This is a genomic window from Cellulomonas sp. P4_A2 (assembly GCF_056402515.1).
The window spans coordinates 122,218-141,062 of the sequence record NZ_JBFUHG010000003.1; the positions used below are offsets into that span (position 1 = coordinate 122,218).

Here is an 18,845-nt window from a genome sequence, read left to right on the forward strand (position 1 = left end):
GCCTCTCCGGTGGGCCCCGTCTCCGAAGCAGGGGACGGGGCCCCTCTACGTCCGGGACCCGAAAGATGAGGTCTGCGCCGCATCTGCCTACGCTGAGGCGCGTGCCCCTGCTCAACGTGCTCCCCGCCACCACCACCGACGACGGCGTCGCCCACGACGTCCAGGGCGTGGCCGTCCCGGTTCTCTCGATCCTCGCCGCGATCGTCGTCGCCTACGTCCTGGCGACCCTTGTCGCGGTGCTCGTGGGCCGGGTCGCGCGCAAGTCCCCGCTCGCCGCGGACCTGAGCCGCCGGTCGCGCCGGCCGCTGCGGGCCGTGCTGCTGGTGATCGCCATCTGGGTCGCGCTGCGGCTCAGCACCGATCCGGCGGACTGGACGGTGCAGGTCGAGCACGTGCTGCTCATCGCCCTGATCATCACCGTGACGTGGCTGATCGGGAGCCTCGCGTTCGTCGTCGAGGATGCCGCAGTCCAGAAGTACCGCATCGACGTCGCGGACAACCGGCACGCCCGCCGCGTCCGCACGCAGGTGCAGGTGCTGCGCCGGATCACGGTCGCGATCCTCGTGGTGTGCGCGATCGCGGGCATCCTGCTCACGTTCCCGCCGGCCCGCGCGCTCGGCGCGAGCCTGCTCGCCTCTGCGGGCCTCATCTCGATCGTCGCCGGCCTGGCCGCGCAGAGCTCACTGGCCAACGTGTTCGCCGGCGTCCAGCTGGCGTTCACGGACGCGATCCGGGTGGACGACGTGGTCGTCGTCGACGCCCAGTGGGGCCGGATCGAGGAGATCACGCTCACCTACGTCGTGGTGCACATCTGGGACGACCGTCGGTTGATCCTGCCGTCCACGTACTTCACGACGACCCCCTTCGAGAACTGGACCCGGCGGGCGGCCGACCTCCTGGGCACCGTCGAGCTCGACCTCGACTGGGAGGTGCCGGTGGAGCCGATGCGCGCCGAGCTGGTGCGCCTGCTCGAGCACACCGACCTCTGGGACCGGCGCGTCGGCGTGCTGCAGGTGACCGACGCGGTCAACGGGTACGTGCGGGTCCGCGCCCTGGCCAGCGCCGTCGACGCCCCGACCCTGTTCGACCTGCGCTGCTACGTGCGCGAGGGGCTGCTCGCCTGGCTGCAGGACGTGGCGCCGCAGGCCATGCCGCGGACGCGGTTCGAGGGCGCGGCGCCCGTCGCGAGCGAGACCCGGCGCGCTCGTCGCGAGGAGGCCGCTTCCCGGCCGACCCCGGTGCTGCCGCCGCCGGGCCGGTGGGCCGGGAACGACTCCGACAACGGCACCGCCGACGACACGATGACGATCACGACCGGCAACAACGACGCGCGCCTGTTCACCGGGAGCATCGAGGGGCTCGAGCGGTCGCGGCAGTTCTCCGGGCCGGGCAAGGACGTGATCGAGGAGCGCGAGCAGGCGGCCGAGGAGCACGGCGAGGGTCGATCGAACGCGTGAGCATCGAACCGGTCTCGCTCGACGTCCTCGTCGAACGGGTGGTCGTGGCCGTGCTCGCCGCGGGTGCCGGACGGGTCCGCGTGATCGTCGACGGCGCACCGCCCACCGAGCCGGCCGCGCTCGCCGACGCCCTGGTCGGGCCGCTGCGCGCCGCCGGACGGTCCGTGGCGCGCGTGCACGCCGACGACTTCCTGCGGCCCGCGTCCCTGCGCTGGGAGTTCGGCCGGTACGAGCCCGATGCGTACCTGGAGGACCGGCTCGACCTCAACGCACTGGGCCGCGAGGTGCTCGACCGGTTCGCCGACGAGGGCCGCTACCTGCCGACGCTCTGGGACGCCGAGGCGGACCGAGCCACCCGCGAACCGTACGCGGAGGCGCCCGACGGTGCGGTGCTGGTGCTCGACGGGAGCCTGCTGCTCGGCCGCTGGCTCGAGCACGAGCTCGCGGTGCACCTGACGCTGCGTGCGGCGTCCCTGGAACGCCGGACGCCCGCCGACGAGCGGTGGACCCTGCCGGCGTTCGCGCGCTACGACGAGGAGATGCTGCCGTCGGCCGTCGCGGACCTCGTCGTGCACGTCGACGACCCGCGCCGTCCTGCGCTGGAGGTCACGCGACCGCCGCAGTGACGCGGTCGGCGAGCCGGCGCATGGCGTCGACCAGCTCGGTCGGGCCGACGACCTGCAGCGGCGCCCCGAACATGGCCATCTGCGCGGCGAGGCCGTCCCACGACCACGACGACAGCACGACCCGGCTGCGGCCGTCGGGCAGCGCCTCGACCAGGCCGTCCCGGCCCGCCCACCGGACGATCTCGTCGGCCGGCCGGTCGATGAGGGCCTCGCCGCGGATCGACGACTCCCACGGCGAGATCGACCGGAACCGCTCCGCGACGAACGTCGCGACGTCGGCTTCCGGCAGGTCCCGCGGTGCGTACCGCGGACCCGACGGCGTCTTCGGGGTCATCCGGTCGACACGGAACGTGCGCCAGTCGTCGCGCTCCAGGTCGTAGCCGACGAGGTACCAGCGCCCGCCCCACGTGACCAGGTGGTGCGCCTCGGCCCGGCGGGGGATGCCCAGCGCGTTCGCCGTGCCGCCCGCGTAGTCGAACCGCAGCACCTCGCGCGCCCGGACCGCGCCGCCGACGACCATGAGCGTCTCGGCGTCGACCGACGGTCGCTCTCGCGCCGGCGCCCGGGTCACGGCCGTGACCTGCAGGGCCTCCGCGGCCGACCGCAGCCGGGCGGGCATCACCTGGCGCAGCGTGGCCAGGGCCCGGACGGCGGCCTCGTCGACACCGTCGACCCCCGTCGACGCGGTCTGCAGCGCGACGACGAGCGCGACGGCCTGCTCGTCGTCGAGCAGGAGGGGCGGCATGTGCGTGCCGGGCTCGAGCCGGTAGCCGCCGTCGGGGCCCTTGGCGGCGTGCACGGGGTAGCCCAGGTCGCGCAGCCGGTCGACGTCGCGGCGCACGGTGCGCGGGCTGACGCCGAGCCGGTCGGCGAGCACGTCGCCGGGCCAGTCGCGGCGCGTCTGGAGCAGCGACAGGAGCGAGAGGAGTCGCGACGACGGCGTGGACATGACCTCAGGATGGCACGCAGTAGCGGACAGGATCTGACCTCTATCTCCGAGAGAGTCGTGTCGTACCCCTCCCGAGAGGAAGAGCCCATGATCCAGACCCGAGGACTGACCAAGGATTTCGAGGTCAGCAAGTCGCAGACCGTGCACGCCGTGCGCGGGATCGACCTCGACATCGCACCCGGCGAGCTCGTCGCGGTGCTCGGCCCGAACGGTGCCGGCAAGACGACGACCATGCGGATGCTCACCACGCTGGTCCGGCCCACCTCCGGCACGGCCACCGTGGCGGGCGTCGACGTGGTGCAGGACGCCGCGACCGTCCGTCGGCACATCGGCTACGTCGGCCAGGGCAACGGCGCAGGGCACACCCAGCGCGGCGTCGACGAGCTGTACTCGCAGGGCCTGATCTACGGCCTCGACCGCGTCTCGGCCCGGCGCCGGGCGAACGAGCTGGTCGAGGCCCTGGACCTGTCCGCGCACGCGACCCGCAAGGTCAGCGAGCTGTCCGGCGGGCAGCGGCGCCGGCTCGACGTGGCGCTCGGGCTCGTGCACGCGCCCCAGCTGCTGTTCCTCGACGAGCCGAGCACGGGCCTCGACCCGCAGAACCGCGCCAACCTCTGGGACCACATCCTGCGCCTGCGTGCCGAGCACACGATGACGATCATGCTCACCACGCACTACCTCGACGAGGCCGACACGATGGCCGAGCGGGTGGTCGTGGTGGACCACGGCCAGGTCATCGCCGACGACACCGCCGACGGGCTCAAGCGCACGCTGGCCGGTGACCGGGTGGTGCTCACGACGACCGGGTCTGCGTCCGTCGTCGCGGGGCTGCTCGACCGCTTCCCCGGGGCGCGCGACGTGACCGTGGACGGGTCGCGGGTCGAGGCGCGCGTGGCCGATGCCGGGACCGCGATCCCGGAGCTGGTGATCGCCGCCTCGCAGGCCGGCGCTCCTCTGCTCGAGGCGCTGGCGGTTCGGCCGACGCTCGACGACGTGTTCCTGGCCCTGACCGGTCGCTCGTTGCGCGACGAGGGGCCCTCTACCTCCGACGAGACCGAAGGGCAGGACGCAGCATGAGCACGCTGACACTCGACACCCCGACCCTGGCCGCCCCGACCCAGGCGCGCCGTTCCTGGTTCTCGGACGTCTGGCTCGTCATGACCCGCGAGCTGCGGCCTGTGGTCCGCGAGCCGTTCTCCGTCGTCTTCGGCCTGGTCCAGCCGCTGGTGTTCCTGGCCCTGTTCGGTCCGCTGCTCGCGGGGTCGACCGACCTGCCGTCCGCCGACGTCTGGCAGTGGTTCGTGCCGGCGATCCTCGTGATGACCACCCTGTTCGGCACGTCGATCACGGGCTCCAACCTGCAGGTGGACATGCAGACCGGCGCTCACGAGCGGCTCCTGGTCACGCCGCTGTCGCGTTCGTCGCAGCTGGTCGGGCGCTCGCTCAAGGAGATGGTGCCGCTCGTGGCGCAGGCACTCATCGTCATCCTGGTGATGCTCCCGTTCGGCTTCCGCGCCGACCCGCTGGGTGCCGTCGTGGGCCTGGCGATGCTCGCGGTGCTCGGCATCGGGCTCGGGTCGCTCAGCTACGCGCTGGCCATCGCGGTGCGCAAGCAGGAGTGGATGTTCTGGGTCGTCCAGCAGACAGTGCTGTTCCCGCTGCTGATCCTGTCGGGGATGCTGCTGCCGATCGAGTCCGGGCCGCAGTGGATGAAGGTGGCCTCGGCGTTCGACCCGCTGCGCTGGGTGGTCGAGGCCGAGCGGTCCCTGTTCGCCGGTGACCTGACCGCCTCGGTGGTCGGGTGGGGCTGGATCGCGGCGGTGCTGACCGCCGTCGTCGGGCTCGTCGTCGGGGTGCGGACCCTGCTGCGCTCGACCGACTGACCTCACGTTCCGGGCTCGTCGCGCGTCTTCCACCCGAGGGCGCGCGACGGGCGTGTCGGAGGGAGGGACCAGGATGGGCACCATGCTTGTCGACGTGGAACGTCTGGTGGTTGCGGATGCGGTGGTGACGCACACGGTGGTGCCGACGCCGCTCGGCCCGACCACGCTCGTCGCGCACGACGGTCGGTTGAGCGCGCTCCTGATGCCCAGCTCCAAGTACTCCGAGGTCCAGGGGCCGTTCGGCCAGCGCGACGACGAGGGTTTCGACGAGGTCCGCACGCAGCTCGAGGAGTACTTCTCGGGTGCGCGGACGACGTTCGACCTCCCGCTGGCGCTGCTGGGCACGGACTTCCAGGTGCGGGTCTGGGAGGGGCTGCTGAAGATCCCCTACGGGCAGACGTGGTCCTACGGCGAGCTCGCCGAGTCCGTCGGCCTGGACCCGCGCACCTCGTCGCGCGCCGTCGGCGCCGCCAACGGGCGCAACCGGATCGCGATCGTCGTCCCGTGCCACCGTGTCATCGGCGCGAACGGCTCCCTGACGGGGTTCGCCGCCGGTCTGGACCGCAAGCGGTTCCTGCTGGACCTCGAGCAGGGCGTGCCCGATCTGCTGTTCTGACGGGGTGCTGACGCTGCGCGACGGCCGCTGACCTGGAAGGGTCGTCCCATGCGGGTCGTCGTCGTGGGTGCGAGCGGGAACGTCGGCACCGCCGTGCTGCGCAGGTTCGCGGCCGATGCGACCGTCACCTCGGTCGTCGCGGTCGCGCGCCGCGCCCCCTCGGACGCCCCGTACGACGCCGCCCGGTGGGTCTCGTGCGACGTCGCCGACCCGTCCTCGGTCGGCGAGCTCGCCGCCGCGTTCGCGGGCGCCGACTCGGTGATCCACCTGGCCTGGGCCGCGCAGCCGTCGCACGACCGCAAGAAGCTGCACGCGGTGAACGTCGACGGCACGCGCAACGTCGTGGCAGCGGCCCGTCGCGCGGGTGTCGGCCAGCTCGTCGTCGCCTCGTCCGTCGGTGCCTACTCGCCCGGCCCGGACGACGTGCCGCGGGCCGAGGGCTGGCCCACCGACGGCGTGCCGACCTCGTCGTACAGCGCCCACAAGGTCGAGGTGGAGCGGCTCCTCGACGAGGTCACGGACCTGCCGGTCGCCCGCCTGCGGCTCCCGCTCGTCCTCCAGCACGACGCCGGGAACCAGCTCGCGCGCTCCACCCTGGGCCCGTGGGTGCCCAAGCGTGCGCTGGCCGGCCACCTCGCCACGCTGACCTGGCCGACCGGCCTGCGGTTCCAGGTGGTGCACGCGACCGACGCCGCCACCGCGTTTCGTGAGGCCGTGGTCCGCCGCGTGCAGGGCCCCGTCAACGTGGCCGGCCCGGGCGTGCTGCGCGGGCAGGACGTCGCGGACGTCGTCGCGCGCGGGCGTCTGCGCGAGATCGCGCCCGCACAGGCCCGCCGCCGACTGGCCCTCGCCTGGCACGCCCGCACCGCTCCCGTCGGGCCGGCCTGGCTGGACCTGGCGCTCGCCGCTCCACTGCTCGACACCGCCCGCGCCGCCCGCGAGCTCGACTTCCGCCCGCAGTGGTCCGCCCTCGCCACCCTGCGGGACGCGGTCGCGGGCATCGCCGCCGGCGCCGGGACGTCGAGCGAGCCCCTGCGTCCGCGCCGGTGACGGCCGAGCGCGCGTTCGCCCGGCTCGACACGGTCGCGCCCGGGCTCGTCGACGTCATTCGTGCGGCAACGCTCGACGAGCAACGACGGATCGCCCTGGCTGCGGCCCGACGCGCCGTCGTGGATGCCGGGGTCGAGGATCCGGTGCTCGTCTCCACAGTCGGGTCGGGTTCGGCCGACGCCGCGGCGCTCGACCATGTCCGCCGCGTGGCAGGGGTCCTGGACCAGCAGTCGTTCGAGCTGCAGGACGACGTCGACACAGGGCGTGCCGCCGCCCGTGACCACGCGATCGCGTTCGCTCGCGCGCGAGCGGCGAGCGCGGTGGCGTTCGCGCTCGACCAGGACGCGCTCGAGGCCGTCTACGAGGCTTGGCACGCGGTCGACGACACCGCAGGTCTCACGCGGGTGGTCGAGAACTCGGGAGTGGAGTGGTGAGCTCGAGCTTCTCCGAGTCAGGCCGATCCGTCGTCTGTGAGGCATCCTCGACCCATGGCTGACGAGTTCCCCGCCGAGCGGCACGTGTACGGCCGCCCCGACGCCCCGGTCACGATCCTCGAGTTCGGGGACCTCGAGTGCCCCTACTGCCGCGCGGCGGCGGGTCCGCTCAAGGAGCTCGTCGACACGTCCGACGGGCGGGTGCGGCTGGTCTGGCGGCACTTCCCGCTGTTCGAGGTGCACCCGTACGCGCTGTCGGCGGCGCTCGCGGCGGAGGCGGCCGGCAAGCACGGCAAGTTCTGGGAGATGCACGACGCGCTGCTGGTCGACCAGTCCCGGCTGGGCGAGCGGGACCTCCAGCGGGCGGCCGCTGCGCTGGGCATCGACCCCGCCGAGGTCGTCGGCGACCGGGCCCAGGCGCTCGCGCTCGCGGTGCAGCAGGACTACACCGCGGGCATCGAGCTGGGCGTGCGGGGGACGCCGGCGATCTACGTCGACGGCGTCTACTTCCGCGGCAAGGTCACGCTGGAGCGGCTGCGGGAGGCGGTGGACGCGGCATGAGCGTGCTGCGGACGGCGATGGTCACGGGGGCCGGGCGGGGGATCGGCCGGGGGATCGCGATCGGGCTCGCGTCGGCGGGCTACCGGGTCGGCCTGGTCGGGCGGACCCGATCGTCGCTCGATGCGGTGGCCGACGAGATCGGTGGTTCGGCGTTCGTGGCAGCGGCCGACCTGATCGACCCGACCGAGGTCGACGACGCGGTCGCGCGGGTCGAGGACGAGCTGGGCGGCATCGGGCTGCTGGTCAACAACGCGGGCGTGATCGAGCGCGGCGCCACCGACTTCGTCGACGACGACGTCGAGGACTCCTGGCGCGTGATCGAGGCGAACGTGCGCGGCCCGCTCCTGGTCACGCACGCCGTGCTGCCGGGGATGCTCGCGCGCGGCAGCGGGCACGTGGTGAACCTCAACTCGGGCGCCGGGCACCGCGCGATGACCGAGTACACCGGCTACGCGATCAGCAAGGGCGCGCTCGCGCGGTTCACCACCCAGCTCGACGCGCAGTACCGCGACCGCGGCCTGCGCGTGATCGACCTGGCGCCCGGCCACGTCGAGACGCAGATGACCACGGGCATGCCCATGCACGCCGGGCGGACGGACTGGACGCCGGTCGAGGCGGTCGCGGACCTGGTGCGCGCGTTCGGCGACGGCGAGCTCGACGCGTTGTCGGGCCGGTTCGTGCGGGCGGGGACGGACACGCTCGAGTCGCTCGAGGCGGCGACCGCGCAGATCCTCGCCACAGACGCGCGCACCCTGAGCCTGACGCCGTACGGGTCCGAGGACCCGATCAGCTGAGGACGCCGGTCACACTCCGCCGTTTCGTCTGGACCGGTCCGCGGACGACCGGCACCATCGACCGATGGACACCTCGCCGATCCGCCACGAGTACGTCCTGCCGGTCACCCCGCGCGAGGCCTTCGACGCCTACGTCGAGCACATCGGCGACTGGTGGGACCCCACCTACTCCCCGAGCGTCGACGACTACCGCGGGATGACGATCGAGCCGCGCGTCGGCGGTCGCGTGTACATCGCCGACGCCTCTCTGGGCGACGTCGTCTGGGGTCACGTCCTCGCGATCGCCCCCGGCGCGATCGTCGTGCACACCATCGCGATCGGTCCGGGCACGGATCACCCGAGCCGCGTCACCGCGCAGTTCGTCCCGCTCGACGAGGGCGGCACCCGGTTCGAGTTCGAGCACGGCGGCTGGACCGAGGAGAACGCCTCCGATCGGGCGCGGTTCCGGGACTGGACGCACATCCTCGACCGCTACGCGTCCTTCGTCGCGACGCTTCCTGCGTAGCTCCGCGGCCTACGTCACCGGGGCCGTCCACGGGAGCGGTGGGAGCGCGGGCGGGGGACCGTCGCCGGCGGGGGAGCACAGCGGCAGCTTCTCGCCGAGCCACCGCAGCAGGATCGAGCCCAGCACCGCGGCGGTCAGCGACCCGGCCAGGATGCCGATCTTCGCGTCGTCGAGCATCGCCGGGTCGTCGAACGCCAGCTCGGCGATGAACAGCGAGATCGTGAAGCCGATGCCGGCCAGCACCGCGCCGCCGAGCAGGTGGCCCCAGCGCACGCGTCCCGGCAGCTCGCCCAGGCCGAACTTCAGCGCGATCGTCGAGGCACCGGTGATGCCGATGGCGTTGCCGAGCACGAGCGCGACGGCGACGCCGATGGCCAGCCGGGAGTGCGCGGCGGCCTCGATCGTGTCGGCGTTCAGCACGATGCCGGCGTTGGCCAGCCCGAACAGCGGCACGACGACGAACGCGGACCAGGGGTGCAGGATGCGCTGCAGCCGGTCGCTCGTCGGGACCGCCGCCCGCGCCGCGAGCTCGGCGGCGTGCTCGCGGTCGGCCGTCGGGGTGTCGATCAGGTCGCGACCGTACTCGGCGACCTCCTCGACGACCTCGCGGTCGGCGGGCCGCGCGGGCACCAGCAGCCCGATGATCACGCCGGCCAGGGTCGCGTGCACACCGGACGCCTGGACCGCGAACCACAGGGCGATGCCCGCGACGGCGTAGGGCGCGAGCTGCCACACCTTGAGCCACCGCATGACCACGATGCCGAGCACGATCGCGGCGGACAGGGCCAGCGCCATGCCGTCGATGTCGGAGGTGTAGAAGATCGACATGACGGTGATCGCGCCGATGTCGTCGACGATCGCGAGCGTGAGCAGGAAGAGCCGCAACCGATCCGGGCACTTGGGCCCGAACAGGGCGAGGATGCCGACGAGGAACGCGGTGTCGGTCGACATCACGACGCCCCAGCCGTGGGCCGCGTCGGTGCCGCCGTTGAACGCCAGGTAGATCAGGACCGGGACGAGCAGCCCGCCGAGCGCGCCGAGGGCGGGCACGGCGACGGTCCGCTTGTCGCGCAGGTCCCCGGTGGTCGCCTCGCGGCTGATCTCGAGCCCGACGACGGCGAAGAAGATCGCCATGGCCGCGTCGTTGACCCAGCCGTGCAGGTCGAGCTCGACCCCCCACGTGCCGATGTGGAAGCCCGCCATCGTGTGCCACAGCGACTCGTAGGCGTCGGACCAGGGCGAGTTCGCCCAGACCAGCGCGACGATCGTCGCCGCCAGCAGGTAGACGGCGCTGCCGGCCTCGTTGGTGAGGAAGTCCTTGACGGTCGGCTGCAGGCCGGGCAGCGAGACCCGCAGCGACGGCCCTGGACTAGTGGAGGTCGCCGACATGCGCACCAAACTTGCAGGTCGACGACCCCTTCGCAACGGCGTTCACGCTGAGCGTCAGAAGTCCTTCTCGGGGTCGCCCCGCAGGAGTGCGGTGGCGTGGTCCGGGACGTACGACGACAGCTCCCGCGGCGGGCGGACGTAGCCGGTCGAGGCGGGCGGCCGGTCGGGCAGGACGACCTTCTCGTGGGGGACGTCGGTGTAGGGGATGGTCGAGAGCAGGTGGCTGATCATGTTGAGCCGGGCGTGCTTCTTGATGTCCGACTCGATGATGTTCCAGGGGCTGGCCGGCACGTCGGTGTGCACGAGCATCTCGTCCTTGGCGCGCGAGTACTCCTCCCAGCGGCTGATCGACTCCAGGTCCATCGGGCTCAGCTTCCACTGCCGCAGGGGGTCGCTCAGCCGCGAGCGGAACCGCCTGAGCTGCTCCGTGTCCGACACGGAGAACCAGTACTTGCGCAGCAGGATGCCGTCCTCGATGAGCATCTGCTCGAAGATCGGCGTCTGGCGCATGAACCGGCTGTACTCCTGTGGGGTGCAGAAGCCCATGACCTTCTCGACGCCCGCGCGGTTGTACCAGGAGCGGTCGAACAGGACGATCTCGCCTGCCGCGGGCAGGTGCGCCACGTAGCGCTGGTAGTACCACTGGGTCTTGTCACGCTCCGTCGGCGAGGGCAACGCGGCGATGCGCGCGACGCGGGGGCTGAGGTACTCGGTGATCCGCTTGATGGTGCCGCCCTTGCCGGCCGCGTCTCGTCCCTCGAAGATCACGACGACCCGCGCCCCGGTGGCCTTGGCCCACTGCTGGACCTTCACGAGCTCGGCCTGAAGGCGGAAGAGCTCGGCCTCGTAGACGTCGTTGGGAATCTTCCCGGACTTCTTCTTGTGAGATTTCTTCGCCATGTCCAGACGCTATCTGCTGGACGGTTCGGGCACGTGTCCAACGGCCCTCACGGAGTCGCGCCGATGCCGTCCGCCCGGCCCCCGAGGCGGGGACCGGGCGGCTCGGGGCTGTCAGACGGCGGGCTCGGGCTCGGCGCCGACGGGCTCGGGGATCGTCTCGTCGGGCATGCCGTCGGCGATCGACCAGGCCTCCTCGCTCACGGTGCGCGGCCAGATCGCGGCGGCGGCCAGGTAGGCGAGCAGCGACGCACCGAACGCCCAGAACGTCGGCCAGCCGTCGAACGACGGGTCGATCCACGTGTTCTCGATGTACCAGACGTCGTTGGGCACGCCGTAGATCGTCGGCGTCAGGACGAACAGCACCAGGCGGACGCCGATGCCGAGCACCATGGCCGCGACGGCCGCGCGGGTGCCTCCGCGCTTCCAGAACAACCCGAGGATGAACGGCACCAGCAGCCCGGCGAGCATGAGGTCGAACGCGAGGGTGAGCAGGATGCCGGTCTGCGCGACCTTGAGCGCGATCGCGATGCCGAGCAGCACGATCGGGATCATCGCGACCCGGGTCCACAGCAGCAGGGGGTCGCGGACGCCCTCCTCCTTGACCGACACCACGCGGCGGACTCCGAAGATGTTGCGCACCGCCACCGCCGAGGTGGCCAGGATCGCTCCGGAGGCGGTCGAGAAGGAGGCTGCGACGATGCCCGACAGGACGAGGATCGTCAGGCCGGAGGGCGCGTAGTCGTCGAGGAGCTGGAACAGGATCGGTCCGGCGTCGGTGGTCAGGCCCAGCACGGACGACGCGGACAGCGCGACCATGGCGAAGGCGATGCCGATGATCGCGGTACCGGCCGCACCGGTGAAGCAGGACTTGCGGGCCGTCTCGGGGTTGCGGGCCGCGAAGATGCGCTGCATGAAGTCGATGGCGACGATGTCGCCGATGCCGAGCGCGACGAGCGTCGCCCAGTTGATCGGGGCGCCGGCGCTGGTCTGCGTCAGCTGCTCCAGGTCGAACGGACCCATCCCGTCGGCCACCTGGAAGCCGTACGTCGCGCCGAACCAGATGACGAGCGAGGCCGTCGCGACGATCGTGATGACGATCTGGATGGCGGCCGTGTAGGCGTCGGAGAACATGCCGCCGCCGATCGTGTAGACGAGCACGAGGGCGACCGCGATCAGCACGCCGACGGTGTAGTCGATGCCGAGGAACCGCTCGAGCAGGAACCCGCAGGCCACCAGGTTGCCGGCCATGAGGATGGCGAACGCGAAGATCATGAAGATCGACGACGCCACCTCGACGCCGCGCCCGTACCGGAGCCGGTAGAAGTCGGCCAGCGTGAACAGCTTCATGCGGTTCATCGGCTTGGCCAGGAACAGGCCGGTGAGGAAGAGGCAGATGGCCAGGCCGAGCGCGAGGGACGCGCCCGCCCAGAAGCCGAAGGACGCCGAGAGGTCGGTGTTCCCCACGGTGGCGTTCGAGTCGACGGCGGCGGCCATGAGGGAGGCCGCGACGAGCGGGACGCCCAGGCGGCGTCCGGCGACGAGGTAGTTGGCGCTGTCGCCGTCGACCTTGCGGGCGACGACGATCCCGACGATGACGACGGCCAGGACGGTGAGACCGACTCCGGTGATGATCATGAGGGCTCCGGGAGGAAGGCCGCGGACACGGGTCCGCAGGCGGGGCCAGCAGGTCGGGGCATGGACTCCGGCCGGAGTTTCTGTCGGCCGACAGGTTCATTGACCACCCGGGCTGTGTCAGATCCGCTGCGGGCACGAAACGCTTGTGTTAATTCGGCGGCTGCAGCACTCGCGTGACGCCCGCACGCGCGAGGGCGTGCGGGACGCGCGGGACGGGCGGCGGCTCAGACGTTGAGGGCGACCGGCAGCGCGCGGGCCCGCGCGACCTCGGCCGGCGTGCAGCCGACCAGCCGCAGGACGCCGTCGGCGACCGCGTCCTGCACGGCGGCGACGTCGAGGTCGGGGGTGTCCCGGCGGCGCAGGATCACCGACTCGACCAGCCCCAGCACGAGCTCCCCGCGGTCGGGTGCGTCGCCCACGGCCTGGTCCGCCGCCGCGTCTGCCAGCTCGCTGTACCGGGCCCGCAGCCGCGACCGCAGCGCGTGGAACTCCGTGAACTGGTCCCCGGCCACCTCGGGCAGGACGTAGAGGACCCCGAGGTTCACCGGGCCGGCGCTGAGCAGCCCGACGTCGGCGTGCGCCAGCGCCCAGAGCCGGGCGGGAGCGGGCTCGGTACCGGCGGCGAGGGCGTCGGCCAGGTCGAGCGACGGGCGGACGGTGCCCAGCAGGAGCTCCAGCAGGATCGCGTCCTTGCCGGCGAAGTGGTGGTAGATCGAAGCCTGCCGCACCCCGGCGGCATCGGCGATCGCCCGGGTGCTCGTCGACGTGAATCCGACGGTGCAGAACAGGGCCGCGGCGGCGTCGAGCACGTCCCGACGAGTGTCGCGCTCGCCGTCGGGATCGCCGCTCGCGCGGGGTCGTCCGGGTCTGCGTGCCATGGCGAGCCGACGCTACCACCGGGCCCTGCGCGCCCCGTAACAGGAGGTTTACCTGGCGGTGATCGCGGCGGAACGTCGGGGTCGGAGCCTGTTTCTGTCAGCCGACAGAAATCGAGGACGCGATGACCGCCACCACCACCGGGACCACCGCCGGTGCCCGTGAGCACGCCCGGGCGCAGGAAGCCGCCGCCGTCGGCACGGTCGCCACGATGCCGATCCGGCCCGCCAGCAGCTGGCCGAGCCCGCCCAGCGAGGTCGACCCGGAGACGCTCGTGCACGCCGAGGTCGTCGCGGGCGGCGGCTACACGCACCTGAGCGTCGCGCGTGGCACCCACATCCGTCTCACGGACCTCGCCGGCGACGCCTGCGCCCACGTCCTGGCCTACCGGCTCGACCGACCGTGGGAGCGGCTCAACGTCGCCGACACGGTCAAGGTCCAGTGGCAGGTGTACCTGACCGCGGGTCACTTGCTGCTCAGCGACCAGGGCCGGGTGCTCGCGAGCATCGTCGGGGACTCGTCGGCACACCAGGACGCCCTCTACGGCACGACGACCCGCGCCCGGAACGACGAGCGCTACGGCGACGGCAGCGCCCAGGGTCCGACTCCGGCGGGCCGCGAGCTCTTCGCGCTCGCGGCCGCCAAGCACGACCTGGCCCGTCGCGACCTGCCGCCGAGCATCTCGTTCTTCCAGGGAGTCAGGGTCGACGACGAGGGTCGCCCGGTGTTCGAGGGATCGGCCGGCCCCGGTGCGGCGGTGACGCTGCGCGCCGAGGTGCCGCTGCTGCTGCTCGTCGCCAACACGGCGCACCCGCTCGACCCGCGCGAGTTCACGAGCTCGCCGCTCGAGGTGCTCGCGTGGACCGGGCTGCCGACGACCGAGGGCGACCCGCTCTGGGACGCCACCCCCGAGGGCCGCCGCGCCTTCGTCAACACCCGGGAAGACCTCACCGCACGGGGGATCGCATGACCACGCTCGTCGACGACGTCGTTCCCGCCCGCGCTCCCTGGTCCGCCGTCGTGCGGCGGGGCGACGTGCTCACGATCATCGACCTCGGCGGCAACCAGGCCGTCGACTTCCTCGTGTTCGACGCCGCCGACACCACCCTGCGGTACAGCGCCCCGGACACGATCCAGGGTCAGGACTCGGTGTTCCTGACCACCGGGTCGGTCCTGCGCGACTGCGAGTACGGGCCGCTCATGACGGTCGTCGCCGACGAGGTCGGGCGGCACGACACCCTGGGCGGCGCGTGCTCCAAGGAGTCCAACACGCTGCGCTATGGCAACCACACGTGGGCCCAGCACGCCTGCGTGGAGAACTTCCTGGCCGAGGGCGGCCGGCACGGCCTGGGCAAGCGCGACCTGGTCTCCAACATCAACTGGTACATGAACGTGCCGGTCGACCCCGACGGCGCCCTCGGCATCGTCGACGGCATCTCCGCGCCGGGCCTGTCCGTGTCGATGCGCGCCGAGCGGGACGTGCTGGTGGTCGTCAGCAACTGCCCGCAGATCAACAACCCGTGCAACGGCTTCGACCCGACGCCCGTGCGGATGGTCGTCACCACGGGAGACCTCGCATGAGGTTCGACACCCTGCTCGTCGCGAACCGCGGCGAGATCGCCGTCCGGATCCTGCGCACCGCCCGCGAGCTCGGGCTGCGCACGGTCGCCGTGTACTCCGACGCCGACGCGGGCGCGCCGCACGTCCACCTCGCCGACGCCGCGGTCCGCCTCGGCCCGGCGCCGGCCGCGCAGTCGTACCTGCGCTCGGACCTCATCCTGGAGGCCGCGCTCGCACAGGGCGCCGGCGCCATCCACCCCGGCTACGGATTCCTGTCCGAGAACGCCGAGTTCGCGCGCGCGGCCGAGTCGGCGGGGATCGCGTTCGTGGGTCCGACGCCGGCGCAGCTCGAGCTGTTCGGGTCGAAGCACACGGCTCGCGACGCCGCCCGGGCCGTGGACATGCCGATGCTCGCCGGCACCGGCCTGCTGGACACCGTCGAGGAGGCCGTCGCGGCTGCCGGGTCGATCGGCTACCCGGTCATGCTCAAGGCCACGGCGGGCGGCGGGGGGATCGGCATGCGCGCGTGCGCGAGCCCCGACGAGCTCGTCGCCGCCTGGGAGGCCGTCCGGCGCACCGCCGGAGCTGCGTTCGGGTCCGCCGGGGTCTACCTCGAGCGGCTGATCACGGCCGCCCGGCACGTCGAGGTGCAGGTGTTCGGCGACGGGCTGGGCCGGGTCGTCACGCTCGGCGACCGCGACTGCTCCCTGCAGCGCCGGCACCAGAAGGTCGTGGAGGAGGCCCCGGCCCCCGGGCTTCCCGACGAGGTCCGCGCGCTCATCGCGTCGTCGGCGCGGACCCTCGCGGAGTCGGTCGACTACCGGTCCGCGGGCACCGTCGAGTTCGTCTACGACGCCGAGCGGCAGGAGGCTGCCTTCCTCGAGGTCAACACGCGCCTGCAGGTCGAGCACCCGGTCACCGAGGCGGTGTTCGGCGTCGACCTGGTCGGCTGGATGATCCGCCTGGCGCAGGGGGACACGTCCGTCGTCGACACCCCGCTCGACCCCCAGGGCGCCGCCGTCGAGGCCCGCGTCTACGCCGAGAACCCCGACCGCGACCACCTGCCCAGCGCCGGCACGGTGACCGCCTTCGAGGTCCCCGACGGCGTCCGCGTCGACACGTGGGTCGAGCCCGGGCTCGAGGTGTCCACCCACTACGACCCGCTCCTGGCCAAGGTGGTCACGGCAGGCCCCGATCGCGAGAGTGCCTGGTCTGCCCTGGGTGACGCCCTGCACGGGACCCGCCTGACGGGCATCGCGACCAACCTGGGCCTGCTCGCCACGATCGTGCGCGCTCCCGAGGTCGCCGCCGCCGTGCACCACACGGGCACCCTCGCGCACCTGCGCGACGAGACCCCGCGCATCGAGGTCCTGCGCCCCGGGATGCTCACGACGGTCCAGGACTGGCCCGGCCGGACCGGCCTGTGGCACGTCGGCATCCCGCCGTCGGGGCCGATGGACGACCTGTCCTTCCGGCTCGGGAACCTCGCGCTCGGCAACGCCGAGGGAGCCCCCGGCCTGGAGTGCACGATGGCCGGGCCGGAGCTGCGGTTCGCCACCGGCGTGACCGTCATGGTGACCGGGGCCCCGGCCGCGGTGACGCTCGACGACGTCGCCGTCCCGCAGTGGGAGCCGGTCGACGTCGCCGCGGGCGGGGTGCTCGCCATCGGAGCCCCCGCCGTGGGCATGCGGACGTACCTGCTGGTCCGGGGTGGGCTGGACGTCCCGCGGGTGCTTGGCTCGGCCGCCACGTTCGACCTGGGGCGTATCGGCGGCACGACCGGCGTCCCGCTGCGGCCGGGCGACCAGCTGGCGATCGCGCCGTCCGCGGGGCGTGCCGCCCGACCGGTCCCTCACGAGGACCGGCCCGTGCTCACCGGCGACTGGGAGATCGGCGCGCTCGAGGGTCCGCACGCGGCGCCGGAGTTCTTCACGCCGGACGACGTCGAGGAGTTCTACGCCACCACCTGGGCGGTGCACTTCAACTCGGCGCGCACGGGCGTCCGGCTCGTCGGGCCCAAACCGACCTGGGCCCGACCCGACGGCGGCGAGGCCGGCCTGCACCCGTCGAACATCCACGACACGCCGTACGCGGTCGGCGCGGTCGACTACACCGGCGACCTGCCGATCCTGCTCGGCCCCGACGGCCCGTCGCTGGGCGGGTTCACGTGCCCCGCGACCGTCGCCCTGGGCCAGCTCTGGAAGCTGGGCCAGCTGCGCCCGGGGGACAGCGTGCGGTTCGTGCCGGTCGACGAGGCGCAGGCCGACGCCTTGCGACGACGCCCGCAGGCGATCCCGCGGCCGACGAGACCGGCGCACGACGACGGCGGCATCCTCGCCCGCAAGGACAGCGACACCGAGGTGACCTACCGACGCAGCGGGGACGACAACCTGCTCGTCGAGTACGGCGCGATGACCCTCGACCTCGCCTCGCGGATGCGCGTGCACGCCCTCGCGCAGGAGGTGCAGCAGCGGGTCGACCACGAGGGGCTGCGCGGCATCGTCGACCTCACGCCGGGGATCCGCTCTCTCCAGCTGCACGTCGACCCCGAACGGCTGCCGCTGCGCAAGGCGCTCGACCTCGTCCGCGAGATCGAGGACGCGCTGCCGGCCACCACCGACCTCGTCGTGCCCAGCCGGACGGTCCACCTGCCGCTCAGCTGGGACGACCCGGCCACGCGCGAGGCCATCGAGCGGTACATGGCCGGCGTCCGCGACGACGCCCCGTGGTGCCCGTGGAACATCGAGTTCATCCGCCGGATCAACGGGCTCGGCGCGGTCGACGACGTCTACCGCACCGTGTTCGACGCGTCGTACCTGGTGATGGGTCTGGGCGACGTCTACCTCGGTGCCCCCGTCGCGACCCCGCTGGACCCGCGTCACCGGCTGGTCACGACGAAGTACAACCCGGCGCGCACCTGGACCCCGCAGAACGCGGTCGGCATCGGCGGCGCCTACCTGTGCATCTACGGGATGGAGGGCCCGGGCGGCTACCAGTTCGTCGGCCGCACCATCCAGGTGTGGGACACGCACGCCCGGCACCGGCCCTTCGAGCCGGGCACCCCGTGGCTGCTCCGGTTCTTCGACACCATCCGCTGGTACCCCGTCGGCGCCGACGACCTGCTCGACATGCGTGCCGACATGGCCGCCGGCCGACTCGACGTGGCCATCGACCCCGGCACGTTCTCGATCGCCGAGCACCAGCAGTTCCTCGCGGCGAACGCCCCGTCGATCGAGGCGTTCCGCGCCCAGCAGGCCGACGCGTTCGGCGCCGAGCGCGACGCCTGGGCCGCTGCCGGTGAGTTCGACCGGCGGGCCGAGCCGGACCTCCCGCTCCCGGCCGTCGGCGGCGGGCTCGAGGTGCCGGACGGTTGCGAGGGCATGGAGGCGCCGTTCGTCGCGACGGTGTTCCGCATCGACGTCCGCCCCGGCGACGTCGTCGAGAGAGGGCAGCAGCTCCTCGCGCTCGAGGCCATGAAGATGGAGGCGCCCGTGACGGCGACGGTCGGCGGGACGGTGGTGGACATCGTCGTCACGCCCGGCGACCAGGTCGGCCCGGGCCAGGTCCTGGTGATCGTGGAGCCAGCTGCCGTGACGACGGCCGCGTGAGC

General features: G+C 72.8%; 18 protein-coding genes. 13 read left to right on the forward strand and 5 right to left on the reverse strand.

Translation table 11 applies throughout. The features are described from left to right. Nucleotides 1–101: 101 nt before the first annotated feature. Together AC1DUE_RS04525 and AC1DUE_RS04530 are read left to right on the forward strand one after the other, a co-directional pair. Nucleotides 102–1,457 carry a mechanosensitive ion channel family protein gene (locus AC1DUE_RS04525; protein WP_477038202.1) on the forward strand — a complete coding sequence of 452 codons (1,356 nt, stop codon included), beginning with the start codon at nucleotides 102–104 and terminating at the stop codon, nucleotides 1,455–1,457. Next, the gene (locus tag AC1DUE_RS04530; RefSeq protein ID WP_477038203.1) at nucleotides 1,454–2,083 is read left to right on the forward strand and encodes a nucleoside/nucleotide kinase family protein; all 630 of its coding nucleotides are present in this window, start codon (nucleotides 1,454–1,456) and stop codon (nucleotides 2,081–2,083) included. The genes AC1DUE_RS04525 and AC1DUE_RS04530 overlap by 4 nt, the downstream gene beginning before the upstream one ends. Here AC1DUE_RS04530 and AC1DUE_RS04535 read toward each other — a convergent pair. Continuing rightward, the gene (locus AC1DUE_RS04535; protein ID WP_477038204.1) at nucleotides 2,064–3,032 is read right to left on the reverse strand and encodes a helix-turn-helix transcriptional regulator; all 969 of its coding nucleotides are present in this window, start codon (nucleotides 3,030–3,032) and stop codon (nucleotides 2,064–2,066) included. The two genes, AC1DUE_RS04530 and AC1DUE_RS04535, sit on opposite strands and share 20 nt — an antisense overlap. Nucleotides 3,033–3,119: 87 nt before the next feature. Here AC1DUE_RS04535 and AC1DUE_RS04540 point away from each other — a divergent pair, with 87 nt between their 5' ends. From AC1DUE_RS04540 to AC1DUE_RS04575, 8 genes are all read left to right on the forward strand, one after another. Beyond that, complete coding sequence (locus tag AC1DUE_RS04540) at nucleotides 3,120–4,109, forward strand: ATP-binding cassette domain-containing protein (RefSeq protein ID WP_477038205.1); 990 nt, start codon at nucleotides 3,120–3,122, stop codon at nucleotides 4,107–4,109. Then, entirely contained in the window at nucleotides 4,106–4,915 is an 810-nt protein-coding gene (locus AC1DUE_RS04545; protein WP_477038206.1) for an ABC transporter permease, read from the forward strand. Before AC1DUE_RS04540 ends, AC1DUE_RS04545 begins: the two co-directional genes overlap by 4 nt. A 73-nt stretch (nucleotides 4,916–4,988) precedes the next feature. Beyond that, nucleotides 4,989–5,531, forward strand: a complete 543-nt coding sequence (locus AC1DUE_RS04550) for a methylated-DNA--[protein]-cysteine S-methyltransferase (RefSeq protein ID WP_477038207.1) — start codon at nucleotides 4,989–4,991, stop codon at nucleotides 5,529–5,531. Nucleotides 5,532–5,579: 48 nt separating this feature from the next. Further along, on the forward strand, nucleotides 5,580–6,581 hold the full coding sequence (locus tag AC1DUE_RS04555) for an NAD-dependent epimerase/dehydratase family protein (protein ID WP_477038208.1): 1,002 nt from the start codon (nucleotides 5,580–5,582) through the stop codon (nucleotides 6,579–6,581). Continuing rightward, the gene (locus tag AC1DUE_RS04560) at nucleotides 6,578–7,015 is read left to right on the forward strand and encodes a hypothetical protein (protein ID WP_477038209.1); all 438 of its coding nucleotides are present in this window, start codon (nucleotides 6,578–6,580) and stop codon (nucleotides 7,013–7,015) included. Before AC1DUE_RS04555 ends, AC1DUE_RS04560 begins: the two co-directional genes overlap by 4 nt. A 54-nt stretch (nucleotides 7,016–7,069) precedes the next feature. Then, complete coding sequence (locus tag AC1DUE_RS04565; protein WP_477038210.1) at nucleotides 7,070–7,576, forward strand: DsbA family protein; 507 nt, start codon at nucleotides 7,070–7,072, stop codon at nucleotides 7,574–7,576. Next, on the forward strand, nucleotides 7,573–8,370 hold the full coding sequence (locus AC1DUE_RS04570; protein ID WP_477038211.1) for an SDR family NAD(P)-dependent oxidoreductase: 798 nt from the start codon (nucleotides 7,573–7,575) through the stop codon (nucleotides 8,368–8,370). Before AC1DUE_RS04565 ends, AC1DUE_RS04570 begins: the two co-directional genes overlap by 4 nt. Nucleotides 8,371–8,434: 64 nt before the next feature. Then, complete coding sequence (locus AC1DUE_RS04575; RefSeq protein ID WP_477038212.1) at nucleotides 8,435–8,875, forward strand: SRPBCC domain-containing protein; 441 nt, start codon at nucleotides 8,435–8,437, stop codon at nucleotides 8,873–8,875. 9 nt (nucleotides 8,876–8,884) lie between these two features. On the opposite strand, the gene nhaA is transcribed toward AC1DUE_RS04575, so the two are convergent. From nhaA to AC1DUE_RS04595, 4 genes are all read right to left on the reverse strand, one after another. Next, a complete protein-coding gene (nhaA, locus tag AC1DUE_RS04580; protein ID WP_477038213.1) occupies nucleotides 8,885–10,264 on the reverse strand; it encodes a Na+/H+ antiporter NhaA in 1,380 nt (459 codons plus the stop codon). Nucleotides 10,265–10,318: 54 nt separating this feature from the next. Further along, entirely contained in the window at nucleotides 10,319–11,164 is an 846-nt protein-coding gene (gene ppk2, locus AC1DUE_RS04585) for a polyphosphate kinase 2 (protein WP_477038214.1), read from the reverse strand. Nucleotides 11,165–11,275: 111 nt separating this feature from the next. Further along, nucleotides 11,276–12,799 carry a high affinity choline transporter 1 gene (locus AC1DUE_RS04590; protein ID WP_477038215.1) on the reverse strand — a complete coding sequence of 508 codons (1,524 nt, stop codon included), beginning with the start codon at nucleotides 12,797–12,799 and terminating at the stop codon, nucleotides 11,276–11,278. 224 nt (nucleotides 12,800–13,023) lie between these two features. Then, nucleotides 13,024–13,677 carry a TetR/AcrR family transcriptional regulator gene (locus AC1DUE_RS04595; protein WP_477038216.1) on the reverse strand — a complete coding sequence of 218 codons (654 nt, stop codon included), beginning with the start codon at nucleotides 13,675–13,677 and terminating at the stop codon, nucleotides 13,024–13,026. Nucleotides 13,678–13,799: 122 nt separating this feature from the next. On the opposite strand from AC1DUE_RS04595, the gene AC1DUE_RS04600 reads away from it, so the two are divergent. The 3 genes from AC1DUE_RS04600 to uca are packed head-to-tail and all read left to right on the forward strand — an operon-like array spanning nucleotide 13,800 to nucleotide 18,843. Beyond that, the gene (locus tag AC1DUE_RS04600) at nucleotides 13,800–14,645 is read left to right on the forward strand and encodes an urea amidolyase associated protein UAAP1 (RefSeq protein WP_477038217.1); all 846 of its coding nucleotides are present in this window, start codon (nucleotides 13,800–13,802) and stop codon (nucleotides 14,643–14,645) included. Then, entirely contained in the window at nucleotides 14,642–15,256 is a 615-nt protein-coding gene (locus tag AC1DUE_RS04605; protein WP_477038218.1) for an urea amidolyase associated protein UAAP2, read from the forward strand. Before AC1DUE_RS04600 ends, AC1DUE_RS04605 begins: the two co-directional genes overlap by 4 nt. Next, entirely contained in the window at nucleotides 15,253–18,843 is a 3,591-nt protein-coding gene (uca, locus tag AC1DUE_RS04610; protein WP_477038219.1) for an urea carboxylase, read from the forward strand. The genes AC1DUE_RS04605 and uca overlap by 4 nt, the downstream gene beginning before the upstream one ends. The last annotated feature ends 2 nt before the right edge of the window (nucleotides 18,844–18,845 follow it).

Bases quoted from the DNA above. Each gene is read 5' to 3' on its own strand.
- AC1DUE_RS04535 (WP_477038204.1), bottom strand. From the start codon at position 3,032: ATGTCCACGCCGTCGTCGCGACTCCTCTCGCTCCTGTCGCTGCTCCAG.
- AC1DUE_RS04540 (WP_477038205.1), top strand. From the start codon at position 3,120: ATGATCCAGACCCGAGGACTGACCAAGGATTTCGAGGTCAGCAAGTCG.
- AC1DUE_RS04545 (WP_477038206.1), top strand. From the start codon at position 4,106: ATGAGCACGCTGACACTCGACACCCCGACCCTGGCCGCCCCGACCCAG.
- AC1DUE_RS04550 (WP_477038207.1), top strand. From the start codon at position 4,989: ATGGGCACCATGCTTGTCGACGTGGAACGTCTGGTGGTTGCGGATGCG.
- AC1DUE_RS04555 (WP_477038208.1), top strand. From the start codon at position 5,580: ATGCGGGTCGTCGTCGTGGGTGCGAGCGGGAACGTCGGCACCGCCGTG.
- AC1DUE_RS04565 (WP_477038210.1), top strand. From the start codon at position 7,070: ATGGCTGACGAGTTCCCCGCCGAGCGGCACGTGTACGGCCGCCCCGAC.
- AC1DUE_RS04570 (WP_477038211.1), top strand. From the start codon at position 7,573: ATGAGCGTGCTGCGGACGGCGATGGTCACGGGGGCCGGGCGGGGGATC.
- AC1DUE_RS04575 (WP_477038212.1), top strand. From the start codon at position 8,435: ATGGACACCTCGCCGATCCGCCACGAGTACGTCCTGCCGGTCACCCCG.
- nhaA (WP_477038213.1), bottom strand. From the start codon at position 10,264: ATGTCGGCGACCTCCACTAGTCCAGGGCCGTCGCTGCGGGTCTCGCTG.
- ppk2 (WP_477038214.1), bottom strand. From the start codon at position 11,164: ATGGCGAAGAAATCTCACAAGAAGAAGTCCGGGAAGATTCCCAACGAC.
- AC1DUE_RS04590 (WP_477038215.1), bottom strand. From the start codon at position 12,799: ATGATCATCACCGGAGTCGGTCTCACCGTCCTGGCCGTCGTCATCGTC.
- AC1DUE_RS04595 (WP_477038216.1), bottom strand. From the start codon at position 13,677: ATGGCACGCAGACCCGGACGACCCCGCGCGAGCGGCGATCCCGACGGC.
- AC1DUE_RS04600 (WP_477038217.1), top strand. From the start codon at position 13,800: ATGACCGCCACCACCACCGGGACCACCGCCGGTGCCCGTGAGCACGCC.
- AC1DUE_RS04605 (WP_477038218.1), top strand. From the start codon at position 14,642: ATGACCACGCTCGTCGACGACGTCGTTCCCGCCCGCGCTCCCTGGTCC.
- uca (WP_477038219.1), top strand. From the start codon at position 15,253: ATGAGGTTCGACACCCTGCTCGTCGCGAACCGCGGCGAGATCGCCGTC.